A 19310-nucleotide genomic window follows, 5' to 3' on the forward strand; every position below is an offset into this window, starting at 1 on the left:
TCGATTGGCTTGGCCGAGGGCAGGCTCTCACTTGGTTTTGGATTTGGATTCGGCTTTGAGCTGGCTGATCGCTTCCTGAAAGCCCTGCAGATACTTGGAGCGCGTCTGCTCGGCCAGGGCAGGCCACTGCGCAGCTGGCAGGCTCAGCGATTCCAGCGTCAGCCTGGCGGCCAGTTGCGGGTCCCGCGAGGCCTGTACCGCCTGCATGCCGTGCAGATTGATCCAGTGCGGATCGTAGGCGTGGGGCGTGCGGCGATCCCAGTCCACGACTTTGGCAATCAACTCCTGAGCCTTGTCCAGATCCTGAAACAGATAGCGGTTGATGGGGGCTCCATAGCTCTGGTTCATCACATCGACTGCTTGCCTGGCGGTCACGTCTGCACAGCGATTGGCGTCGAAGCGGGCACGCAGCTGGCCGGCGTAGTACCAGAAGGCTGCCTCGTCGCGCTGGCCTGCCTTGAACAGCGCCTGCGACAGGACGTAGAACACCGGAGGCTGAAAGCGCTCGGGTGCGGCGCGTACGCGCTCCAGCACGGCTTGTTGCTGCTGAGGCGTACCCTGAGACAGCAGGCGAAGTGCTTCCTGCCCCAGTCTGGTGTCGATCTGCGCATACACCCCCTGGGGGGGCAGTACCTGAGTCGAAGGGGAGGGCAGTGGCTTGGGCGCAGCCGATGGCTGCTGAGTCTGTGCGGAAGCAAAGCCCGAGAGCGCCACCAGCGCACCGGTCACCATCTTTGCTGCGACATGGCTCATGCTGAACTCCTTGTGCTTGCGTTGCAAATCATTCCGGACGGTGTCAGACAAATACCCACTCTGTCGCCTATCTTAAATAGCAAGCGTGTTATCGGTGTCTCGTATTTACCAAGAAGTGTTGATTTCAAGGAAAACCAGGCATCGCCTATCGCCCCGAGGCCGGCATGCAGCGCTGGCTGAAACCGGCGTATCAGTCCCTGGCACTGAAGGCGCTGTGATAACTCACTTCACCCTGGGGCAGCGGACCTGCGAAAGACAGGGCCTGAAAGTACTCGGCAGGCACTCCAGGCAGCACCAGGCCCGGGACCGCCCGAAAGCCGAAACGCCAGTAGTAGCCCGGGTCACCGAGCAGCACGCATCCCTGCGCGGACTGCGCCCGCAGAGCGCTGATGGCCGCCTGCATCAAGGCGCTGCCTATGCCTTGCTGCTGCTTTTCAGGAAGTACGGAGATCGGGCCCAGGCCAAACCAGTGCTGGCTGCCATCGCTGATGGTGACGGGGGAGACGGCGACATGCCCGACGATCAGTCCGTCTATCTCCGCGACCAGAGACAAGGCAAGAGCCCCGGCCGCACGCAGTGCACGCACGATGAACTGCTCGGTGTGGTCTGAATGCGGTGCGTGCCTGAAGGCCAGGATCGTCACCTGCTCTATGGCCTCGGCATCGGCGGGGAGTTCTGCTCGGATTTGCATGGCTTGAAATGGGTTCACAAAAATTCTGCCTCGACTATGCCGCAAACAGAGAAGAGCTGGGGAAACGGCCAATGGCCCTGCTGCAGCCGCTGTCCAGGCGATCGGACATGAAAAAACCGCCCGAAGGCGGTTCTTCAAGGCAGGGCCTGACGGGTGATTACACGCCGGCCACTTCAATGCCCTTGAATTCCCCGGTCGCGATCTTTTCCTTCCAGATGGCGGGGCCGGTGATGTGGGCGCTGGTGCCGCCGGCATCCACGGCCACGGTGACAGGCATGTCGACCACGTCGAATTCATAGATGGCTTCCATGCCCAGGTCTTCGAAGCCAACGACCTTGGCTTGCTTGATGGCCTTGGAAACCAGGTAGGCGGCGCCGCCCACGGCCATCAGATAGGCACTCTTGTGCTTCTTGATGGCTTCGATAGCGACGGGGCCGCGCTCGGACTTGCCGATCATCGAGATCAGGCCGGTCTGCGACAGCATCATGTCGGTGAACTTGTCCATGCGGGTGGCCGTGGTGGGGCCTGCAGGGCCAACCACTTCGTCGCGCACGGGGTCCACGGGGCCGACGTAGTAGATCACTCGGTTGGTGAAGTCCACGGGCAGCTTTTCGCCCTTGGCCAGCATGTCCTGGATGCGCTTGTGGGCCGCATCACGGCCGGTCAGCATCTTGCCGTTGAGCAGCAGGGTGTCGCCGGGCTTCCAACTGGCCACTTCCGCGGGGGTCAGCGTGTTCAGGTCGACCTTCTTGGACTTGTTGTAGTCGGGGTGCCAGTCGATCTTGGGCCAGGTGTCCAGCGAAGGTGCATCCAGGTAAACGGGGCCGGAGCCGTCCATCACAAAATGGGCGTGGCGGGTGGCGGCGCAGTTGGGGATCATGGCCACGGGCTTGGAGGCAGCGTGCGTGGGGTACATATTGATCTTGACGTCCAGCACCGTGGTCAGGCCGCCCAGGCCTTGGGCGCCAATGCCCAGGGCGTTGATCTTCTCGAACAGCTCCAGACGCAGCTTTTCCACGTCGTCGAGCTCTGCACCGCTGGCAGCTTTCTGCTGCAGCTCGTACATGTTCAGGTCTTCCATCAGGCTTTCCTTGGCCAGCAGCACAGCCTTCTCGGCCGTGCCGCCGATGCCGATGCCCAGCATGCCGGGAGGGCACCAGCCGGCGCCCATGGTGGGGACGGTCTTCAGAACCCAGTCCACCAGGTCATCACTGGGGTTCATCATGATCATCTTGGACTTGTTCTCGGAGCCGCCACCCTTGGCAGCCACGGTCACGTCCACCTTGTCGCCGGGCACGATCTGCACATTGATCACGGCAGGAGTGTTGTCCTTGGTGTTCTTGCGCTTGAAGTGGGGGTCGGCCACGACCGAGGCACGCAGCGTGTTGTCGGGGTGGTTGTAGCCGCGGCGCACGCCTTCGTTGATGGCGTCTTCCAGGCCCATGGTGAAGCCTTCCCACTTGACGTCCATGCCCACTTTCAGGAACACGTTAACGATGCCGGTGTCCTGACAGATGGGGCGCTGGCCGGTGGCAGACATCTTGGAGTTGGTCAGGATCTGAGCCATCGCATCCTTGGCCGCAGGGCTTTGCTCGCGCTCATAGGCGCGGGCCAGATGCTGGATGAAATCCGGCGTGTGGTAGTAACTGATGTACTGCAGGGCACCTGCGATCGAATCGATCAGGTCCTGCTGGCGGATGGAGGTCGTCATCGTGAAGCTTCTCGGGGGTTGCAATCTGTACGCGTGGGGCGCGCACGGTAAACCCATCGATTATCGGCCCAGACGACAAATCTTGCAGCCATAACCCACCAGTCTTATATATGACTTGCGGGCGTTTTGCAGGGCTCAGCCGGTCAGCGATCCGAGGATGGACGCCGAGAAGTCGGCCTGGCCTGCGCGCTGATCGCCTCTGGCCCAGGCCAGCAGGCTGTCCGCCGGCATGGGGCGCGCATAGAAATAGCCCTGCAGCTCATCGCATTGCATGTCGATCAGAATGTCCCGTTGCCCTGCGGTCTCCACACCTTCGGCCACCACGCGCAGGCCCAGGGCATGGGCCAGGCGCACGACGGCATGGACCACTGCGCGGGCATCTTCCTCGGTTTCCAGGTCGCGGATGAAGCTGCGGTCGATCTTCAGCTGCTGGGCAGGCAGCTGACGCAGATAGTTGAGGCTGGAGTAGCCGGTGCCGAAGTCATCGATCGAGAGAAAGATGCCGATATCGCGCAATTCCTCGATTGCGCGCTGTGTGGCCTGGGTGTCTTCCATGGCCACGGACTCGGTGATCTCGCACAGCAGTTGGCTGGCCTGAACATCGTGGCGCAGCAGCGTCTGGGTGATGCGATCTGCCAGGCCGCTTTCGCGCAGCTGGTGCACGGAAAGATTGATCGCCACCCGCATCTGCAGTCCCATGTTGCGCCACAGGGCCAACTGGCGGCAGGCTTCTTCGATCACCCAGTTGCCCAGGCTGTTGATGATGCCGAAGCGCTCGGCCAGGGGGATGAAGATGTCCGGGGCAATCATGCCGCGTTCGGGGTGGGCCCAGCGCAGCAGCGCCTCGACCCCGATGATGTTGCCGCGCTCGCCGTCGATCTTGGGCTGGTAGTGCAGCTCCATCTGGCCGCGCTGAATCGCGTTGCGCAAATCGTTTTGCAGTTCCAGCTGCTCGGAGGCGTCGCTGCCCATATGTGGCTCGAACACGGCAAAGCCGTTGCCGCCATTGCGTTTTGCGGCATACATGGCCGCATCGGCGTTGGCGATCAGGTGGTCGCGGTCGCCATGGTCGGGAAAGGCCACGATGCCGATGGAGCAGGTGATCTGCAGCTCCTTGTTGCCAAGCTGGAAGGGCTGGCTCAGGGCCTTGAGAATGCGATTGGCCACGGCCATACAGGCGGCCACATCCTGGGTGTCCTCCAGCAGCACCAGAAACTCATCCCCGCCCACGCGGGCCACGGTATCGCTGCTGCGGGCTTCCGCCATGAGGCGCTCGGCCGCGCTGACGAGGATCTGGTCGCCTGCGGCATGACCGAAGGAGTCGTTAATGGGTTTGAAACCGTCCAGATCCACGAACAGAATGCCCAGCCTCTCCTTGGTGCGCGAGCGGTTGGCGCGTTCCAGGCGCAGCAGGGCATGGATGAGACGGTCTTCGAACAGCAGCCGGTTGGGCAGATTGGTCAGCGGATCGGCAAAGGCGCGCTGGCGCAGCTCGGTATTGGCCAGCTGCAGCTTGGCATTGGTTTCCTGCAGCGATTGATTGAGCTTGAAGGCCGTGCTCTGCAGACGTGCATCGAGCAGGGTGCTGAACAGCGCTGCGATCAGCAGCATCACCGTGGTGATGATGATGATGGTGGTGAGTTCGGGCCCGCTCAGCGCCTCTGCACTCAGGCAGACCGAGCCGCTGGCAAAGCTGGCGGCCGACATGCCGGTGTAGTGCATGCCGCAGATGGCAAAGCCCATGACCAGTGCCGCCGAAGACTGGAACAGCCACAGACGCCGGCCGGAAAGCGAGAACAGCGCGCGAAACAGATTCAGCGCCGTGGCCGAGGCCAGCACCGCGATCAGGGCGGAGGCCGCAATTAGCGACCAGTCCCAGGCAATCGGGATGGACATCTCGATGGCCAGCATTCCCAGATAGTGCATGGCGCAGATGCCGCCGCCCATGAGCAGCGAGGCCGCGAGAAAATGGGGCCAGCGGTATTCGGCCCTGGTTGCCACGCCGAAAGCCAATGCCGAGGCCGCGACTGCTGCAACCCAGGAGGCCAGCGTCAGGGCACCGCTGTAGCCGAGGGTGATGGGCAGCTCGAAGGCCTGCATGCCGATGAAGTGCATGGCCCAGACCCCCGTGCCCATGACCATGGCGCCGATGGCCCACCAGATGCGTCCTATCCTGCCCGAGGCCATGCGCATGCGACGGGCCAGGCCCAGCGTCACAAAGGAAGCAAACACCGCGATGACGATGGAGACACACACCATCATGGCGCTGTAGCTTGATGTCATGAAGGTGTTGGCGACAGGGGCGGAGAGATCAGTGAACATTGATGTGGCGGTCCAGCAAGGCCGGTCGGATTCTTTGTCCGATATTGATTTAATGTAACTATGTATTTCTGGCCTTGCCGGCGCAGGGGTGTTGCCCCAGTTGTGCTTGCCGGCCCTCGGGCTGAGCTAGCATGGACCGGTTGTGGAAGTCGTCCGCCTGGCGGTGGGTCGACTTCCGTTTCCGGCCAACGGCAGCCAAATTTTCAGCCAGCTGCGCCGAGTTGTATGCAAGGAGCGATTCCATGACAGTCACCCGCCAGGAAAAAGACACTTTTGGCCTGATCGATGTACCCGCCGACAAACTCTGGGGAGCGCAGACGCAGCGCTCGCTGCAGAATTTTGACATCAGCGGCGAGCAGCAACCGCGTGAAATCATTGCTGCGCTGGCGCAGGTCAAAAAGGCCTCTGCCAGCGTCAACCATGCGCTGGGTCTGCTGGATGAGAAAAAATCCAGGGCCATCAATGCGGCCGCCGACGAGGTGCTTGCGGGCAAGCATCCCGACGAGTTCCCTCTGGTGGTCTGGCAGACCGGTTCCGGCACCCAGACCAATATGAACGTCAACGAGGTACTGGCCAACCGGGCCAGCGAACTCATGGGCGGCGAACGCGGCGAAGCCCGTCTGGTGCACCCGAACGACGATGTGAACAAGAGCCAGTCCAGCAACGATGTCTATCCCACGGCCATGCATGTGGCGGCGGTAACGGCCATCGAGCACAAGCTGCTGCCCGCCATCGCCAAGCTGCGTGTCACGCTGCTGGCCAAGAGCGAAGCCTTTGCCGATATCGTCAAGATCGGCCGCACGCATTTGCAGGATGCCACGCCGCTGACGCTGGGCCAGGAAATATCCGGCTGGGTGGCCCAGCTGGCCCATGGTGAAGCCCATGTGCGTGCTGCGCTGCCGCATCTGCATGAGCTGGCCCTGGGTGGGACGGCTGTGGGTACGGGGCTGAACGCCCCCAAAGGCTATGCCGAGGGCGTGGCGGCCGAGCTGGCCAGACTCACGGGCTCTGCCTTTGTCACCTCGCCCAACAAGTTCGAGTCCCTCGCGAGCTGCGACGGCCTGGTCTATGCACATGGCGCTCTCAAGACGCTGGCCGCCAGCCTGATGAAAATCGCCAACGATGTGCGCTGGCTGGCCTCCGGTCCCCGCAGCGGCCTGGGCGAGATTTCGATTCCCGAGAACGAGCCGGGTTCGTCCATCATGCCGGGCAAGGTCAATCCCACGCAGTCCGAAGCCGTGACCATGCTGTGTGCCCAGGTGTTCGGCAACGACGTGGCCATCAACTTCGGCGGAGCCTCGGGCAATTTCGAGCTCAATGTGTTTCGCCCCATGGTGGCGCACAACTTCCTGCAAAGCGTGCGCCTGCTGGCCGACGGCATGGTCAGTTTCAACGATCACTGCGCCGTGGGCATAGAACCCAATCGCGCGCGCATCGAGGAGCTGGTGGGCCGTTCGCTGATGCTGGTGACGGCGCTCAACACGCATATCGGCTACGACAAGGCGGCCTATATTGCCAAGAAGGCGCACAAGGAAGGCAGCAGCCTGCGTGAGGCGGCCATTGCCAGCGGCCATGTGACGGCCGAGCAGTTTGACCAGTGGGTGGTGCCTGCGAATATGGTGGGTAATCTCTAAAGTTTGGTGAGCATTGACTGTTGTTGAAAAAGAGCCCGCAAGCCGGGCTCTTTTCTTTTGCCATGCGTCTGCCCACAATGGCTGAGCTCAATCAGGGGAGTCGGCATGAGCGCACGGCAGCATCTGGAGCCGGTTTCGCTTTCCGATTTGCGCCCTACACAGATGACGGTGGGCGCGCCGAGTGGGCCAGGCTCAAGCCCAAGGCGCGGGGCAAGCTGTTGCTCAACCACTGGTTTCCGGCGGTCTGTGCTACATCGTCGACCACCACCATCTGGGGCAAGCGTTGTGGCAGGAGCAGGTGACATCGGTCTGGGTCATGCAGCTGGCGGACTTCAGCGCCATGGAGATGGGTATGTTCTGTCGGCTCATGGAGTTTCACCGGTGGGCCCATCCGTACAACGACAAGGGCGAGCGCTGCGGGTTCTCGGCTATTCCCAAGCAGCTTGAGCGACTCAAGGACGACCCCTGTCGCAGCCTGGTCGCAGAGGTGCGCAAGGCCGGTGGTTATGCCAAAGAGGCCGCGCCTTATACCGAATTTCTCTGGGCCGATTTCTTTCGCCTGCTGTTTCGCAAAAGCGATCTGCGCAGCAGTGGCTGTGGGTGCGGGGTTTTCGGCCAGCTCGGCCAATGAGGTGGCTGGCCCGCGTCAAGGACAGTCTGCGCGAGCTGCTGCAGCGCGTGCAGATGCCGGGGCTCAACCCCGACTGCTATTCAGCCTGGAGCGTGGACGATGCCGTGCAGGCCTTGACCGCCGATTTTCACCAGGTGTCCGGCGGTGCCACGCAGCCTGCGTCTTCGATGTAGACATGTTTGCCTTGCTCCAGCTCATCGGCCAGCAGTGCCAGCCATGCCGAGAAGCTGGGTGCAAACACCCCTTTGGGGCCTGCCTCGTGATCAAACTCGATGATCTGGCCCGCATGGCCACCAGCCGCTGGCGCAAGGTCCAGCATGGCGCCATCGCCGCAGTTGTCGGTCAGTGGAATACGCAGTGCATCCCAGTACACGGGACGCAGGGGGCCTTGCAGATAGTCAGGGTTGTAGTCCGGGCCAAGCCCCCAGCCTTCGCTCTTTTGCATGTCCACGTACATCTGCCAGACCTCCAGCATGCGCTGTGTGGACAGCAGCTCGCCAAAGTACAGCAGATAGGCCTCATTGGCCGCGCCGTTGTACAGGGCCAGTGACTCACGCACATCATCCGGCAGACGCTGACCCAGGGCGGCTTCCAGCTCGGCGATTTCTGCCTCGCTGGCGCCATCGGCCAAGACCAGAGTGTCTTTGGGTGTGTTCTGGGCATACCAGGCGCTGATGCGATGCCAGCTTTGGGCGATGGATGACATGGTGCTCCTTGAATCTGTCTGCTACTGAATATATAGCTGTTTACGATTTTCCATCAAGCGCTAGAGGCTGGTTTCATCTTGAGCGCGCCGCGAAAGCCCAGCTGACCCACGATGCAGGCAATCAGCAGCACGGCAAAAGCCGATAGCGCAGGGCTACTGCCCAGGCTGGCTCCCAGCGTGCACAGACCACCCACGGCCATCTGGGAAAAGCCGTATACCCCGGCGGCCGAGCCTGTCAGATCGCTATGCACGCCCAGAGCCTTGGTCAACGCAGCGGGGCTGGTCAGGCCCGAGCCCACGGTGAACAGCAGCATCAGGCCAACGACCACAGGCACGTTGATCTGCTGCAGCAGGGTCAGGGCCACCAGCGCTGCGGCGCAGCCCAGGCTCAGCATATTGCCGCCCAGTATCAGCCGCTCCAGCGGCCAGCGTTTGATGAGCTGGCGCGCCAGGGCATTGCCCGCAGCCATGCCTGCCATCAGCACCCCCAGGTATATGCCGAGCTGGGCCTTGCTGGTGTGCAACTGTTCGATGAAGATGAAAGGCGCTGCCGCAATAAAGGCATACATGGATGTGGTGGCGCTGCCCCCGCCTATGGCGAAGCCCAGGAACTGGGGCGAGCCCAGCAAGGTGCGATAGTCATTGCGCACGGTGCGCCAGTTCAGCTGGCCGCTGGGGCGACCGGTTTCGGGCAGCAGGCGCCAGACCCCGAGGGTCGTCAGCGCACCCATCAGCGCCAGCACGGCAAAAATCACGCGCCAGCCGAAGAGGGCGTCCAGCCCCGAACCTATGGAAGGGGCGATGCCCGGGCCGATCATCATCATGAGATTGAGCAGGGCCAGGCTGCCCACGGCGGTCTCGGGTGTCGCGGTGTCGCGCGCAATGGCGCGGCCCAGTGCCAGGCCGGCACAGCCGCCCAGCGCCTGCATCAGGCGTGCGCCGATCAGCATATTCGCGCTGGGCGCCAGAAAGGCTGCAAGACTGGCGACGGTGTAGAGACTCAGGCCGGTCAGCAGCATGGGGCGGCGGCCCAGTGCATCCGACAGGGGACCGTAGATCAGCTGGCCCAGCGCCAGCCCGAGGATGTAGACCGTGATGGTCTGCTGCATCTGCGCGCTGCTGGCGCCAAAGTGACGCGCTGCATCAGGCAGAGCCGGTATGAACATATGCATGGCCATGGTGCCGGCAATGGTGACCATGGCCAGCAGCCAGAGCGGCGCTTTGCGTGAGGAGGAGGCAGGACTTTGCATACAGTTGAGATCAGGAGCTGACGGGGAGAGGACGGCGGCGTGTGCGGCGCGCCTTCAGCTGCCCGGTCGCGAAGCCGCGTCGGCGCTCATCTCCAGGGAGGCCATCTTCTCCAGCATGGTCTCCAGTGCATCCAGGGTGGCATCCAGCAGATCGGGGGCCAGCTCCTGCATGACTTCGCTGCGGACATCCGCCACGATGGACTTGACGGTCTCGACCTGTGCCAGGCCGGCTGTCGTGAGCTGTATGCGCTTGACGCGCCGGTCGGCATCGTCGAGGCGCTCCACCCAGCCCTGGGCCTCCAGGCCATCGATCAGGCGCACGACAGAAGAGCTGTCCAGAGCCAGCGCCTGGGCCAGATCCTTTTGCCGCATGGCTCCCGCGCTGCGCTCCAGATGGACCAGAGGCAGCCACAGCGCCTGGGTCAGGCCCAGCGGAGCCAGGACCTTGTCCAGCGTGCGCCGCCATTGCTTGTTGACCTGTGCCATGACGAAGATGAGCTGACGCTGGCGGCTGGGCAGTGATGCAGTGCTGGACATTGCGAATGCATTCAAATAGTTGGTATTCAAATTATTGCGCAAACAGTATTTATCTTGTTAACAGGGTCTTGTTACTTCACGCTGCCGCCTTTGGTCGGCAAAGAGGCGTACTTGCCTGCTGTGCAGGGCATTGCCCTACAGGCTCTCGCCTGGCCTGGCCTGGGAAGGGGCGGCTCGCATGAGCCCAGCAGGCGCCGAAAGCCGGCGGCGGAGACTGGGCAGGCTTGGTCTTGCTAGCATCCGCTTGCGGCAAGTGGCACTGGTGTGCCTGGCGCGGCTCCGGTCGTACCGGCTTTGAGAGTGCAGGCGGGGCAGGAGGGGTGGGTCCCGACGCCGATGCCAAGGCCGGAGAGGGCTGATATCGGCAGACTGTGGTCAGGTGGCGACAGCCTGCGCGTTGGCCGATGCGAGGCTGCTGCAGGCTTGCTGCAAGCGGATGGAAAGCCTTGGGGGCGCGGCCCGGCTCCGGGGCCCGAGCGGGCAGCGGCCGCTGCGGCGTCCATCTGCTCCAGGCGCTTCTGTATGCTTTCATGCGTGCTGCCGCCGCTTGAAGGCCGCGCGAACATATGGCGCCCTTCTTCGTTGGGGATGGCAGAATCGAGCTTGAGCTCCAGGCGCTTCTGTATGCTTTCATGCGTGCTGCCGCCGCTTGAAGGCCACGCGAACATATGGCGCCCTTCTTCGCTGGGGATGGTGGAATCGAGCTTGAGCTCCTGGCGCTTGAGCTGCTGGCCAGAGTGCATGCTTTGGCCATGCATGATGGCTTCATTGCCTTTGCCATTGGTATCGACGCAGCGGGCCTTTTGAGCGAGCGTTGCCTGCGCAGTCAGCAGCAGACTGCAGAACATGAATGCAGAGGCGAGAGTGCGCATGGTGTTTCTTCTGGTGGAGGCAGCATGCAGGGGGCATGGCGCCTCACGCGCTGCCAGGCTGTCTTAGAGGCCCAGGGACTTGAGCAGATCGTCGGTGTCGCTGGAGGCTGGGGCCGCCGGCTGCTGAACCGACTGGGCTTCGCGGGTCTGGGCCATGACCAGATCGGGGTCCGGCTTCTCCTGGGCTTCGAAGTCCTTGATCTTGATGAACTCCATGTGATCCACCGCCATCTCCAGATAGAAGATGTTGTTGTTGCCCGTGTAGAAGGTCACGCGGCGAGCTTCGGGGGCATCGAGGTTGGCATCCACGCTCAGATTGACCTGCTTGTTCAGGCGGATCATCTTGGGCTGGCTTTGCGCGATATGGGTTTGCAGCTCGCGCTGCACCTTGCTGGTGAAGTCGCCCACGACCTGGTTCATCAGCTCGCCCATGACGTTGCTCACGTCATCCGAGGTATAGGAATTGGCCAGATCACTCTCGGCCATGCCCATGGACAGCAGATAGCTGCGGTAGAGCTCCATGGCCGCATCGGCCGAGAAATTGATGATGATGAGTGCCGAAAAGCCGCCATCGATGAGCACGAAGCAGCCGATATCGGGTTTGAGACTGGTCTTGGTGATGCGTTGCACCATGCCCGAGTACTGGATCGGGCACTGGGTGGCCACCTGCAGCACGCGCGAGACGGAGTTGCACAGGGCAATCAGCACATCTTCGGTGCCGTGGACGATGGGGGCGTTGGGTTGACTCATGGCTGCATTGGTTCAAGAGATGGCTGATTATGTATGCAACACTTTGTTGCATCGAGATATCTGCAGCAATTGCAGGCTGCCGCTGTCTGTTAACGTGCCTGCTTTTGCAAAATCAGAGGTATTCATGCAGAGCAAGCTGTGGCGCCTGGCGGCCAGTGTCATTGTGGTGACGGGTTTGACCGCCTGTTCGAGCTTGTCCGGCATGACGGACAAGGTTTCCCAGACCTGGGACAAGACCTGGACCGGTCTGACGGGCAAGAAGCAGGCCCAGACCCAGGCTGCGGTCAAGCAGGCCGGACCTTTATCTGGGGGCCTCAAGCCCAGTCAGGAAAGCGGGCGCTGGCAGGGACTGTACAGCCTGGATGGCGAGACAGCGCGCTTTCAGGAGTGTGAAACCGGTCAGGTCATCAGCGTCCTGCCCGAAGGCGACAGCGTGCTGCTGGAGCAGGCTTATCTGAACACGCGCAGCAGCGCCACCATCGCCATGCTGGCCGAGGTGCAGGGCCAGGTGGTGGAGCGAGCCGTGGCCGATCCGGTGCTGGCCCGGCAGGGGCGCAAGATGCTGGCGCTGCGGGTGGAGCGCTTTGTTGCCCTGTCCAGCCAGGCGGCCTGCCGTAATGCCAAGGCCAACTGGTAGGCAGTGGGCCCGCTGTTCCAAGCACTTTTGATAGCTGCTAGCGCTTTACCATCAAGCGCTGGGGCCGTTTTTGATACTTATTTGGCAGCGGCGCGCGCCTGTTCCAGCCAACCGTCAAAAGTCTGCTGATGGGCCTTGATCCAGCCGTCCACATGGCGGCCGACATCGGCCGCGCTGCTCTCGCCCTGGCGCATGCGCATGTTCTGGGCGTTGATGTCCTCGATGGGCAGCTGCATCACGGCAAACAGCTTGGCTGCCGCCGGATTTTTCTCGGCCCAGGCCTTGTTGGCCAGTATGTATTGCTGATTGAGCTTGAAGCCGTAGTTCTTGCCATTGGGTAGCTGGGTCTGGTCTTCGCCCTGGGCACCGGGGATATTGGGTACCTCCAGCCAGCTGACCTCCTTGCCCGGGCGCAGCACGGTGTTCACCCAGAACGGGGTCCAGACGTAATACAGAATGGGCTTGCCGTTTTTGTAGCGGGTGATGGTGTCGGCAATCAAGGCCTGGTAGTTGCCTTGCCTGTGGGTGATGCTGGAATCCAGATCCAGTCCCTTGAGATGTTTGTTGATGGCCAGCTCGCAGCCCCAGCCCGGGTTGCAGCCCGTCAGATCGGCCTTGCCGTCGCCATCAGTGTCGAACAGCGCTGCCAGCTTTGGGTCCTTGAGTTGCGTGATGCTGGTGATCCCGTACTTCTCGGCCGTGGCCTTGTCGATCAGATAGCCCTGCACTGCATTGCGCGAATAGGTACCGGCTCGATAGAAGGCCTTGTCTGCGCCATTGTTCTCATAGAAGGCACGGTGCAGCGGCATCCAGTGAGTGGCGGTAAACGTGGCGTCGCCCTGGGCCACGGCCACATGCTGGGTGCCGTTTTCCAGACTCTTGACGGGCTGTACCCGGTAGCCCAGCTTCTCCAGAGCGCGCGAAACCAGCAGGGTCTGGAACATTTCCTCATCCACCGTGCCCTTGAGCGGTTGCACCGAGACGCCTTTGCCGGGCAGCTCGCCAGTGTTCGTCTGCGCTTGTGCGGCAGTGGCGCCAAAGCTCAGCAGGGCAATGGCAGTCAGACAGCGGTATTGGTACTGCAGGTTTGGGAAAGGCGAATGTGCGGGCTTGTTGCTGTGCATGAATACTCCTTGGGTGTTGGGTGCCTACCCCGAAATCGGCATGAAAAAGCGAGAGGGTTGATGAAGGAAACGGCGCCCGGATCAGGTCCGGTGCGCCGTTGGCGAATCAGGATTTCAGGGCTGCGGCCTTGGCCTGGGCAATCCAGGCGTCAAAAGTCTTTTGGTGGGCCTTGATCCACGCGTCCACATGGCGCTGGATATCGGCGGGCTTGCTTTCCCCATCGCGCAGCAGCTGGTTCTGGCGGCTGATGTCATTGATGGGAATCTGCATGATCTCGAACAGCTTGCCGGCGGCCGGGTTCTGTTCGACCCAGAGCTTGTTGGCCACGATGTACTCGTTGTTGAGCGGAAAGCCGTAGTTGCGGCCATTGGGCAGCTTGGTGTCGGTGCCGGCCTGCACGCCGGGCATGGAAGAGCGCGACACCTGCAGCCACACCACTTCCTGGCCCGGGCGCAGCACATTGCTGAGCCAGTAGGGCGTCCATGCGTAATACAGCACAGGCTTGCCGGCCTTGAAGCGCGCCAGCGTGTCGGCAATCAGGGCCGGATAGTTGCCCTGGGTGTAGCTGACGGTATTTTCCAGACCGAAAGCCTTGATCTGGTGGGTCACCACGGCCTCGCCGCCCCAGCCGGCATTGGGGCCGATCAGATTGGCCTTGCCGTCGCCGTCGATATCGAACAGGGCCGCCAGTGCAGGATCTTTGAGCTGGTCGAGATGGGTGATCTTGTGTTCGTCGGCCGTCTTCTTGTCGATCATGTAGCCCTGGGCCGCACCGGCTGCATACACGCCCTTGCGCGAGAGCTTGGCGTCGCCACCGGCCTGCTGATAGAACTCTGCGTGATGAGGGTTCCAGTGGTTGGCCATGAAGCTGGCGTCGCCATTGGCTACGGCCACATGGATCAACGGGTAGTCCAGCTCTTCCCAGGGCTTTACCGTGTAGCCCAGCTGCTGCAGCGCCTTCATCACCAGCAGCGTCTGGAAGCTCTCCTCGGCCAGAGCGCTCTTGACGGGCAGCACGGTGATGCCTTGGCCGGGAAGCGCATTGCCAGGCACATTCTGGCCGGCTGCCCAGCCAGGCGACTGACCCAGACCCAGCGCCGCAGCGCCGGCCGTGCCCAGCAGCAGCTGGCGCCTGGTGTGTTGGCTTGGGGTCGGGGTCTGCACAGACTTGCTCATTGTTCTTGTCTCTCCTTGGTTTGGTTGGGCTTGCGGCCCGATTGAAATTGACACCCCACGCTCCCCGCTGCGTGTGGTTCGCTGCCCTCCAGGAGGGGCGCTTTTATCTCGGGGCGGCCCGGTGATAAAAAAACGGCGGCCGCGCAAGCGGTCGCCGTGATTCGGGGATGGGGGTCAGGACTTCTTGGCAGCCGCCAGAGCCTGGCTGATCCAGCCGTCGAAAGTCTTTTGATGGGCCTTGATCCAGCCGTCGGTGTGACGCTCGATGTCGGAGGCCTTGTTCTGGCCCTGGCTCATCATGTAGTTTTGGGCATTGATGTCGCCCACGGGCAGCTTGATGATTTCAAACAGCTTGGCTGCCGCAGGGTTCTGCTCGGCCCAGGCCTTGTTGGCCACGATTTGCTGGTTGTTGGCAATGAAGCCGTAGTTCTTGCCGTTGGCCAGCTTGGTGTCGGTGCCGGACTGCTCGCCGGGCAGGGCGGAGAACGGCACCTCCAGCCACACCACGTCCTTGCCGGGCTTGAGCACATTGCTCACCCAGTAGGGCGTCCAGGTGTAGTAGAGGATGGGCTTGCCGGCCTTGTAGCGTGTGATGGTGTCGGCCATCAGCGCCGAATAGGTTCCCTGCTTGTGAGTGACCGTGTCGCGCAGCTTGTAGGCACCGAGCTGGTGCTCGATCATGGCCTCGCAGCCCCAACCGGGCGTGCAACCTGTCAGGTCGGCCTTGCCGTCACCGTCGGTGTCGAACAGCTTGGCAATTTCGGGGTCCTTGAGCTGGCCCAGATTCGTGATCTTGTGCGCATCGGCCGTCTTCTTGTCGATCAGATAGCCCTGAGCGGCATTGGCCGAGAACACACCCTTGCGGTAGAGCTTGGCGTCGCCGCCAGCATTCTTGTAGTAGTCGGCGTGCAGCGGGTTCCAGTGATTGGCCATGAAGGTGGCGTCGCCGTTGGCCAGTGCAATATGGGCCGTGGGGTATTCCACTTCCTTCATGGGCTGGACCTCGTAGCCCAGCTTTTCCAGGGCCTTCATGACGAGCTGGGTCTGGAAGGTTTCTTCGGCAATCGAGCTCTTGAGCGGCTGGACCTTGATGCCCTTGCCTGGAAGCTCGTCGGCAGCGAAGGCGCCGGTGCTGACCATGGACAGGGCCATGGAGGCTGCGGCTGTACTGGCAAGCAGCCAGTGGCCCAGGCCGTTGCGGATGCTGACAGTGTGGTTGGCTGTATTCATGTGTTCTCCTTGTTCTTGATTCAGATCGTCGCGGGCTTGGCGGCCTCGCTGTCGCGCTTGGCGGCTGGTGCAGAGCGCTTGTTGTCGAGCAGGCGCATGACCAGACCGGCCGGGCCGGTGGCCCACCAGCGGGCACTGCCGCGCTTGGGCTCGCCCATGGCTTGGGTGATGCGGTCCAGCACGATGGCCAGCAGCACGATACCCAGGCCGCCGACGGTGGCCAGACCCATGTCCAGACGGCCGATACCGCGCAGCACCATCTGGCCCAGGCCGCCCACGGCAATCATGGAAGCGATCACCACCATGGACAGCGACAGCATCAGCGCCTGGTTGATACCGGCCATGATGGAAGGCATGGCCAGCGGCAGTTGCACCTTCCACAGCAGCTGGGCCGGCGATGCACCGTAGGCGCGGCTGGCCTCGATCAGGTCAGGGCGTACCTGGCGAATGCCCAGATTGGTCAGGCGGATCAGCGGCGGCAGCGCAAACACGATGGTCACGATCACGCCGGGCACATTGCCGATACCGAACAGCATGACCACCGGCACCAGATAGACGAAGGCCGGCGTGGTCTGCATGGCGTCCAGGAAGGGGCGCGTCCAGCGCTGGGCTCGGTCGCTGCTGGCCAGCAGGATGCCCACGGGCAGGCCGATGGCAATGCAGAAGAACAGCGAGGTCAGCACCAGGGCCAGGGTGACCATGGCTTCGGACCAGATACCGAGCAGGGCCACGCCCAGCAGGGCGACGGCCGAGCCTATGGCCAGCTTGCGGCCCGCAAACTGCCAGGCCAGCAGGGCAATCAGCAGTACCAGCGCGGGCATGGGAATGGTCTGCAACACATCGGTCACGCCGTTGAGCGTGGCGTCGATGGGCGTGCGAACGGCCTGGAAGAAGGGACGGAAATGGTCGACGACCCAGGTGAGACCGTTGTTGATCGAGTCCTGCACGGGCAGGCCCTCGGTGGTGATCTGGTGCCAGAGCTGGCCGATGCCGCCGTCATGTTCGGGCACATCGGTGGGCGAGGGGGCGCTGAGCCAGTCGGTGCTGCTGACCTGGCTGGCGGCATCGCCGCCGCTCCAGGCATCGCTGCCCGAGCCTGCATTCGCATCGGCATAGGAGGCGGCCCAGGGGTCGGCATCTGCGGCCGAGGCTGTGGCATCGGCGCTGGTGGGTTCGGTGGTGGGCGCAGAGGCTGCTGCCCACGGGTCTTCAAAGGCCGCGCTGTTGGTTTCTGTGTTGGGGGTATTCAGTGCGTTGTCGTTCAAATCGGCTCCCTCCTTTTATTACGCTGCGTGTCGGGCAGCTTGCGTGTTGGACATGGGCTGGAAGTGCTGGTCCAGCTTGATGGGTGGAATTTCCTTCTGGGGCGGCGGCACCGGCGGGGTGGCCCGATCCAGGAACTTGAGCATGGTGGTACGGCTGATCACGCCCAGGTACTTGCCGTCTTCATCGACCACGGGCAGCGGATAGGCCGGAGCGGCCACGGCGCCGAACAGCTCGGCCACCGGGGTGTTGCTGGCGATAGGCTGCACATCGGGGATGAAGGCGTGCTTGAGGCCCAGCATTCCGTCGTGGCCGTGCAGCGCATCGCGCAGCGACTGCGACGAGACCATGCCCAGAAAGCGCTTGCGGGCATTGAGCACATAGGCGTAGTCGCGGTCGGAGTCCTCCAGCAGTCGCAGCGCGGCGCGGCAGCCACGGTCGCTGTGTTCGGAGATCACGGTCAGCGCCTGACGGGCGATGTCGGCCGCCTTGAACACGGCTGCCGCATCCACGCCCTGGATGAAGGTGCGTACATAGTCGTTGGCCGGGTTGCGCAGAATCTCGTCGGGCGTGCCGACCTGCTGCACCATGCCGTCCTTCATGATGGCGATGCGGTCGCCAATGCGCATGGCTTCGTCCAGATCGTGGGAAATGAAGACGATGGTGCGGCGCTTGATTTCCTGCAGGCGCAACAGTTCGGACTGCATTTCTGTACGGATGATGGGATCCAGCGCCGAGAAGGCCTCGTCCATCAGCAGGATGGAGGGGTCGGAGGCCAGCGCACGGGCCAGGCCCACGCGCTGCTGCATGCCGCCGGAGAGCTCGTCGGGGTAGCTGGCACCCCAGGCGCCCAGGCCCACCTGCTCCAGGGCATCCTGCGCCTGCTGCTGGCGCGTGGCACGGTCCACGCCGGCCAGCTCCAGGCCAAAGGCCGTGTTGTCCAGCACCGTGAGGTGGGGCATGAGCGCAAAGGACTGGAACACCATGGAGATGTCCTTGCGGCGCAGTGCACGCAGTTCCTTGTCGTTAAGCGCATTGATGTCCTGGCCGTCGACCAGGATGCGGCCGCTGGTGGGCTCGATCAGGCGGTTGAGCATGCGCACCAGGGTGGACTTGCCCGAGCCCGACAGGCCCATGACCACGAAGATTTCACCGGCTTCGATGGTGAAGTCGGCGTCGAACACGCCGATGGATTGCCCGGTCTGGGCGAGGATCTCCTGCTTGCTCAGGCCCTGTTTCACGAGGCTGAGAGCGGTTTTCGGATCGTTGCCGAAGACCTTGAAGACATGATCGATAGCGATTTGCTTGGCCACTGTGGCGTTCTCCTTTTTGATGGGATGGAACACAGTCCAGCGCCCACGACCGGTAATGCCGGTGGGCGCTGGCGCACAAGCCAAAATAAAAGCCCTGATGCCGCAGCCCAGCCCGGTCTGGTGGACAGGACTGCGCAATGCAGATGGCGCTGCGATGGCGCCGAGTTTTCAGCCCGGATGGCACAGCCAGGTGTGCGCAAGAGCTGGCAAATTGGAAGAAGCAGCTGGCTGGCAGAGCAGGTACCGACTGGCACGCATCTGCACGGCTTCTTGTCAGGCCAACCCCGGCACATCGGCCGGGGAGAGCCCCCTACATCAGGGCCGTGTTTCGGCCCGGTTGACGGGGCTGCGCCAAAGAGCGGCAAGCGCTCTTGAATTGACACAACGATCCGCCGGGAAGTGAGTCAACCGCATCTCAACAATGCAGTGACGACCTGCGCGGCAGGTTGTAAATGACTTTTTAATATATCGAATTGAGTTTTATGCGTCAAATCGAGCTGTAAGCTTTGCCCTCAGCATTCGCCGGAAATGGCACCGCTGAAACATTCGCATACGTAAAAATGGCTGGCGCAAGTTATTGATATATAAGGATTTGTGCTGGATTGACGGATTATTTTTGACGGCTGTCAGCTTTTGGCGAGCATTGCGTTCGCTGCAGACATGAAAAAAGCCCCTCCATGGACAACCATGCGGGGCTTTTTGGGGAGAA

18 protein-coding genes are annotated in these 19310 nt (G+C 62.4%); 4 read left to right on the top strand and 14 right to left on the bottom strand.

Annotated elements, in window-relative coordinates; genetic code table 11:
• Positions 1–27: 27 nt before the first annotated feature.
• The 4 genes from ACLBXN_RS21290 to ACLBXN_RS21305 form a co-directional block, all read right to left on the bottom strand.
• A complete protein-coding gene (locus ACLBXN_RS21290) occupies positions 28–753 on the bottom strand; it encodes a hypothetical protein (protein WP_343678853.1) in 726 nt (241 codons plus the stop codon).
• Between the two features lie 190 nt (positions 754–943).
• The gene (locus ACLBXN_RS21295) at positions 944–1444 is read right to left on the bottom strand and encodes a GNAT family N-acetyltransferase (protein ID WP_447613480.1); all 501 of its coding nucleotides are present in this window, start codon (positions 1442–1444) and stop codon (positions 944–946) included.
• A gap of 157 nt (positions 1445–1601) precedes the next feature.
• Positions 1602–3155, bottom strand: a complete 1554-nt coding sequence (locus tag ACLBXN_RS21300; protein ID WP_407715551.1) for a fumarate hydratase — start codon at positions 3153–3155, stop codon at positions 1602–1604.
• A gap of 135 nt (positions 3156–3290) precedes the next feature.
• Positions 3291–5477 (bottom strand): putative bifunctional diguanylate cyclase/phosphodiesterase, encoded by a 2187-nt coding sequence (locus ACLBXN_RS21305; protein WP_447613481.1) that lies wholly within the window; start codon positions 5475–5477, stop codon positions 3291–3293.
• Positions 5478–5719: 242 nt separating this feature from the next.
• On the opposite strand from ACLBXN_RS21305, the gene fumC reads away from it, so the two are divergent.
• The 3 genes from fumC (at position 5720) to ACLBXN_RS21320 (ending at position 7915) form a co-directional block, all read left to right on the top strand.
• Positions 5720–7111, top strand: a complete 1392-nt coding sequence (gene fumC / locus ACLBXN_RS21310; protein ID WP_447613482.1) for a class II fumarate hydratase — start codon at positions 5720–5722, stop codon at positions 7109–7111.
• 181 nt (positions 7112–7292) lie between these two features.
• A complete protein-coding gene (locus tag ACLBXN_RS21315) occupies positions 7293–7742 on the top strand; it encodes a ParB-like protein (protein ID WP_447613483.1) in 450 nt (149 codons plus the stop codon).
• Positions 7739–7915 (top strand): hypothetical protein, encoded by a 177-nt coding sequence (locus tag ACLBXN_RS21320; RefSeq protein ID WP_447613484.1) that lies wholly within the window; start codon positions 7739–7741, stop codon positions 7913–7915. The genes ACLBXN_RS21315 and ACLBXN_RS21320 overlap by 4 nt, the downstream gene beginning before the upstream one ends.
• Here ACLBXN_RS21320 and ACLBXN_RS21325 read toward each other — a convergent pair.
• The 5 genes from ACLBXN_RS21325 to ACLBXN_RS21345 form a co-directional block, all read right to left on the bottom strand.
• Positions 7870–8448 carry an SMI1/KNR4 family protein gene (locus tag ACLBXN_RS21325; protein WP_447613485.1) on the bottom strand — a complete coding sequence of 193 codons (579 nt, stop codon included), beginning with the start codon at positions 8446–8448 and terminating at the stop codon, positions 7870–7872. The genes ACLBXN_RS21320 and ACLBXN_RS21325 overlap by 46 nt on opposite strands.
• Before the next feature lie 53 nt (positions 8449–8501).
• Positions 8502–9698, bottom strand: coding sequence for a multidrug effflux MFS transporter (locus ACLBXN_RS21330; protein ID WP_447613486.1), 1197 nt, complete (start codon positions 9696–9698; stop codon positions 8502–8504).
• A gap of 54 nt (positions 9699–9752) precedes the next feature.
• Positions 9753–10235: a MarR family winged helix-turn-helix transcriptional regulator gene (locus ACLBXN_RS21335; protein ID WP_447613487.1), complete on the bottom strand. Its 483-nt coding sequence runs from the start codon at positions 10233–10235 to the stop codon at positions 9753–9755.
• Positions 10236–10468: 233 nt separating this feature from the next.
• A complete protein-coding gene (locus tag ACLBXN_RS21340; RefSeq protein ID WP_447613488.1) occupies positions 10469–11107 on the bottom strand; it encodes a hypothetical protein in 639 nt (212 codons plus the stop codon).
• A 63-nt stretch (positions 11108–11170) separates the two neighbouring features.
• On the bottom strand, positions 11171–11857 hold the full coding sequence (locus tag ACLBXN_RS21345; RefSeq protein ID WP_211455615.1) for a DUF3334 family protein: 687 nt from the start codon (positions 11855–11857) through the stop codon (positions 11171–11173).
• A gap of 124 nt (positions 11858–11981) precedes the next feature.
• Between ACLBXN_RS21345 and ACLBXN_RS21350 the strand changes: the two genes are divergently transcribed.
• Entirely contained in the window at positions 11982–12494 is a 513-nt protein-coding gene (locus ACLBXN_RS21350) for a hypothetical protein (protein WP_447613489.1), read from the top strand.
• A gap of 77 nt (positions 12495–12571) precedes the next feature.
• Here ACLBXN_RS21350 and proX (ACLBXN_RS21355) read toward each other — a convergent pair whose 3' ends face one another.
• The 5 genes from proX (ACLBXN_RS21355) to proV form a co-directional block, all read right to left on the bottom strand.
• Positions 12572–13618, bottom strand: a complete 1047-nt coding sequence (gene proX, locus ACLBXN_RS21355) for a glycine betaine/L-proline ABC transporter substrate-binding protein ProX (protein ID WP_447613490.1) — start codon at positions 13616–13618, stop codon at positions 12572–12574.
• Between the two features lie 106 nt (positions 13619–13724).
• Positions 13725–14795 carry a glycine betaine/L-proline ABC transporter substrate-binding protein ProX gene (gene proX, locus ACLBXN_RS21360; protein WP_447613491.1) on the bottom strand — a complete coding sequence of 357 codons (1071 nt, stop codon included), beginning with the start codon at positions 14793–14795 and terminating at the stop codon, positions 13725–13727.
• Positions 14796–14969: 174 nt separating this feature from the next.
• A complete protein-coding gene (gene proX / locus ACLBXN_RS21365) occupies positions 14970–16025 on the bottom strand; it encodes a glycine betaine/L-proline ABC transporter substrate-binding protein ProX (protein ID WP_447613492.1) in 1056 nt (351 codons plus the stop codon).
• A gap of 20 nt (positions 16026–16045) precedes the next feature.
• Complete coding sequence (gene proW / locus ACLBXN_RS21370; RefSeq protein WP_447613493.1) at positions 16046–17290, bottom strand: glycine betaine/L-proline ABC transporter permease ProW; 1245 nt, start codon at positions 17288–17290, stop codon at positions 16046–16048.
• Positions 17291–17308: 18 nt separating this feature from the next.
• Complete coding sequence (proV, locus tag ACLBXN_RS21375) at positions 17309–18601, bottom strand: glycine betaine/L-proline ABC transporter ATP-binding protein ProV (RefSeq protein ID WP_447613494.1); 1293 nt, start codon at positions 18599–18601, stop codon at positions 17309–17311.
• Between the last annotated feature and the right edge of the window lie 709 nt (positions 18602–19310).

The sequence above is a fragment of the Comamonas sp. C24C genome, assembly GCF_053345995.1.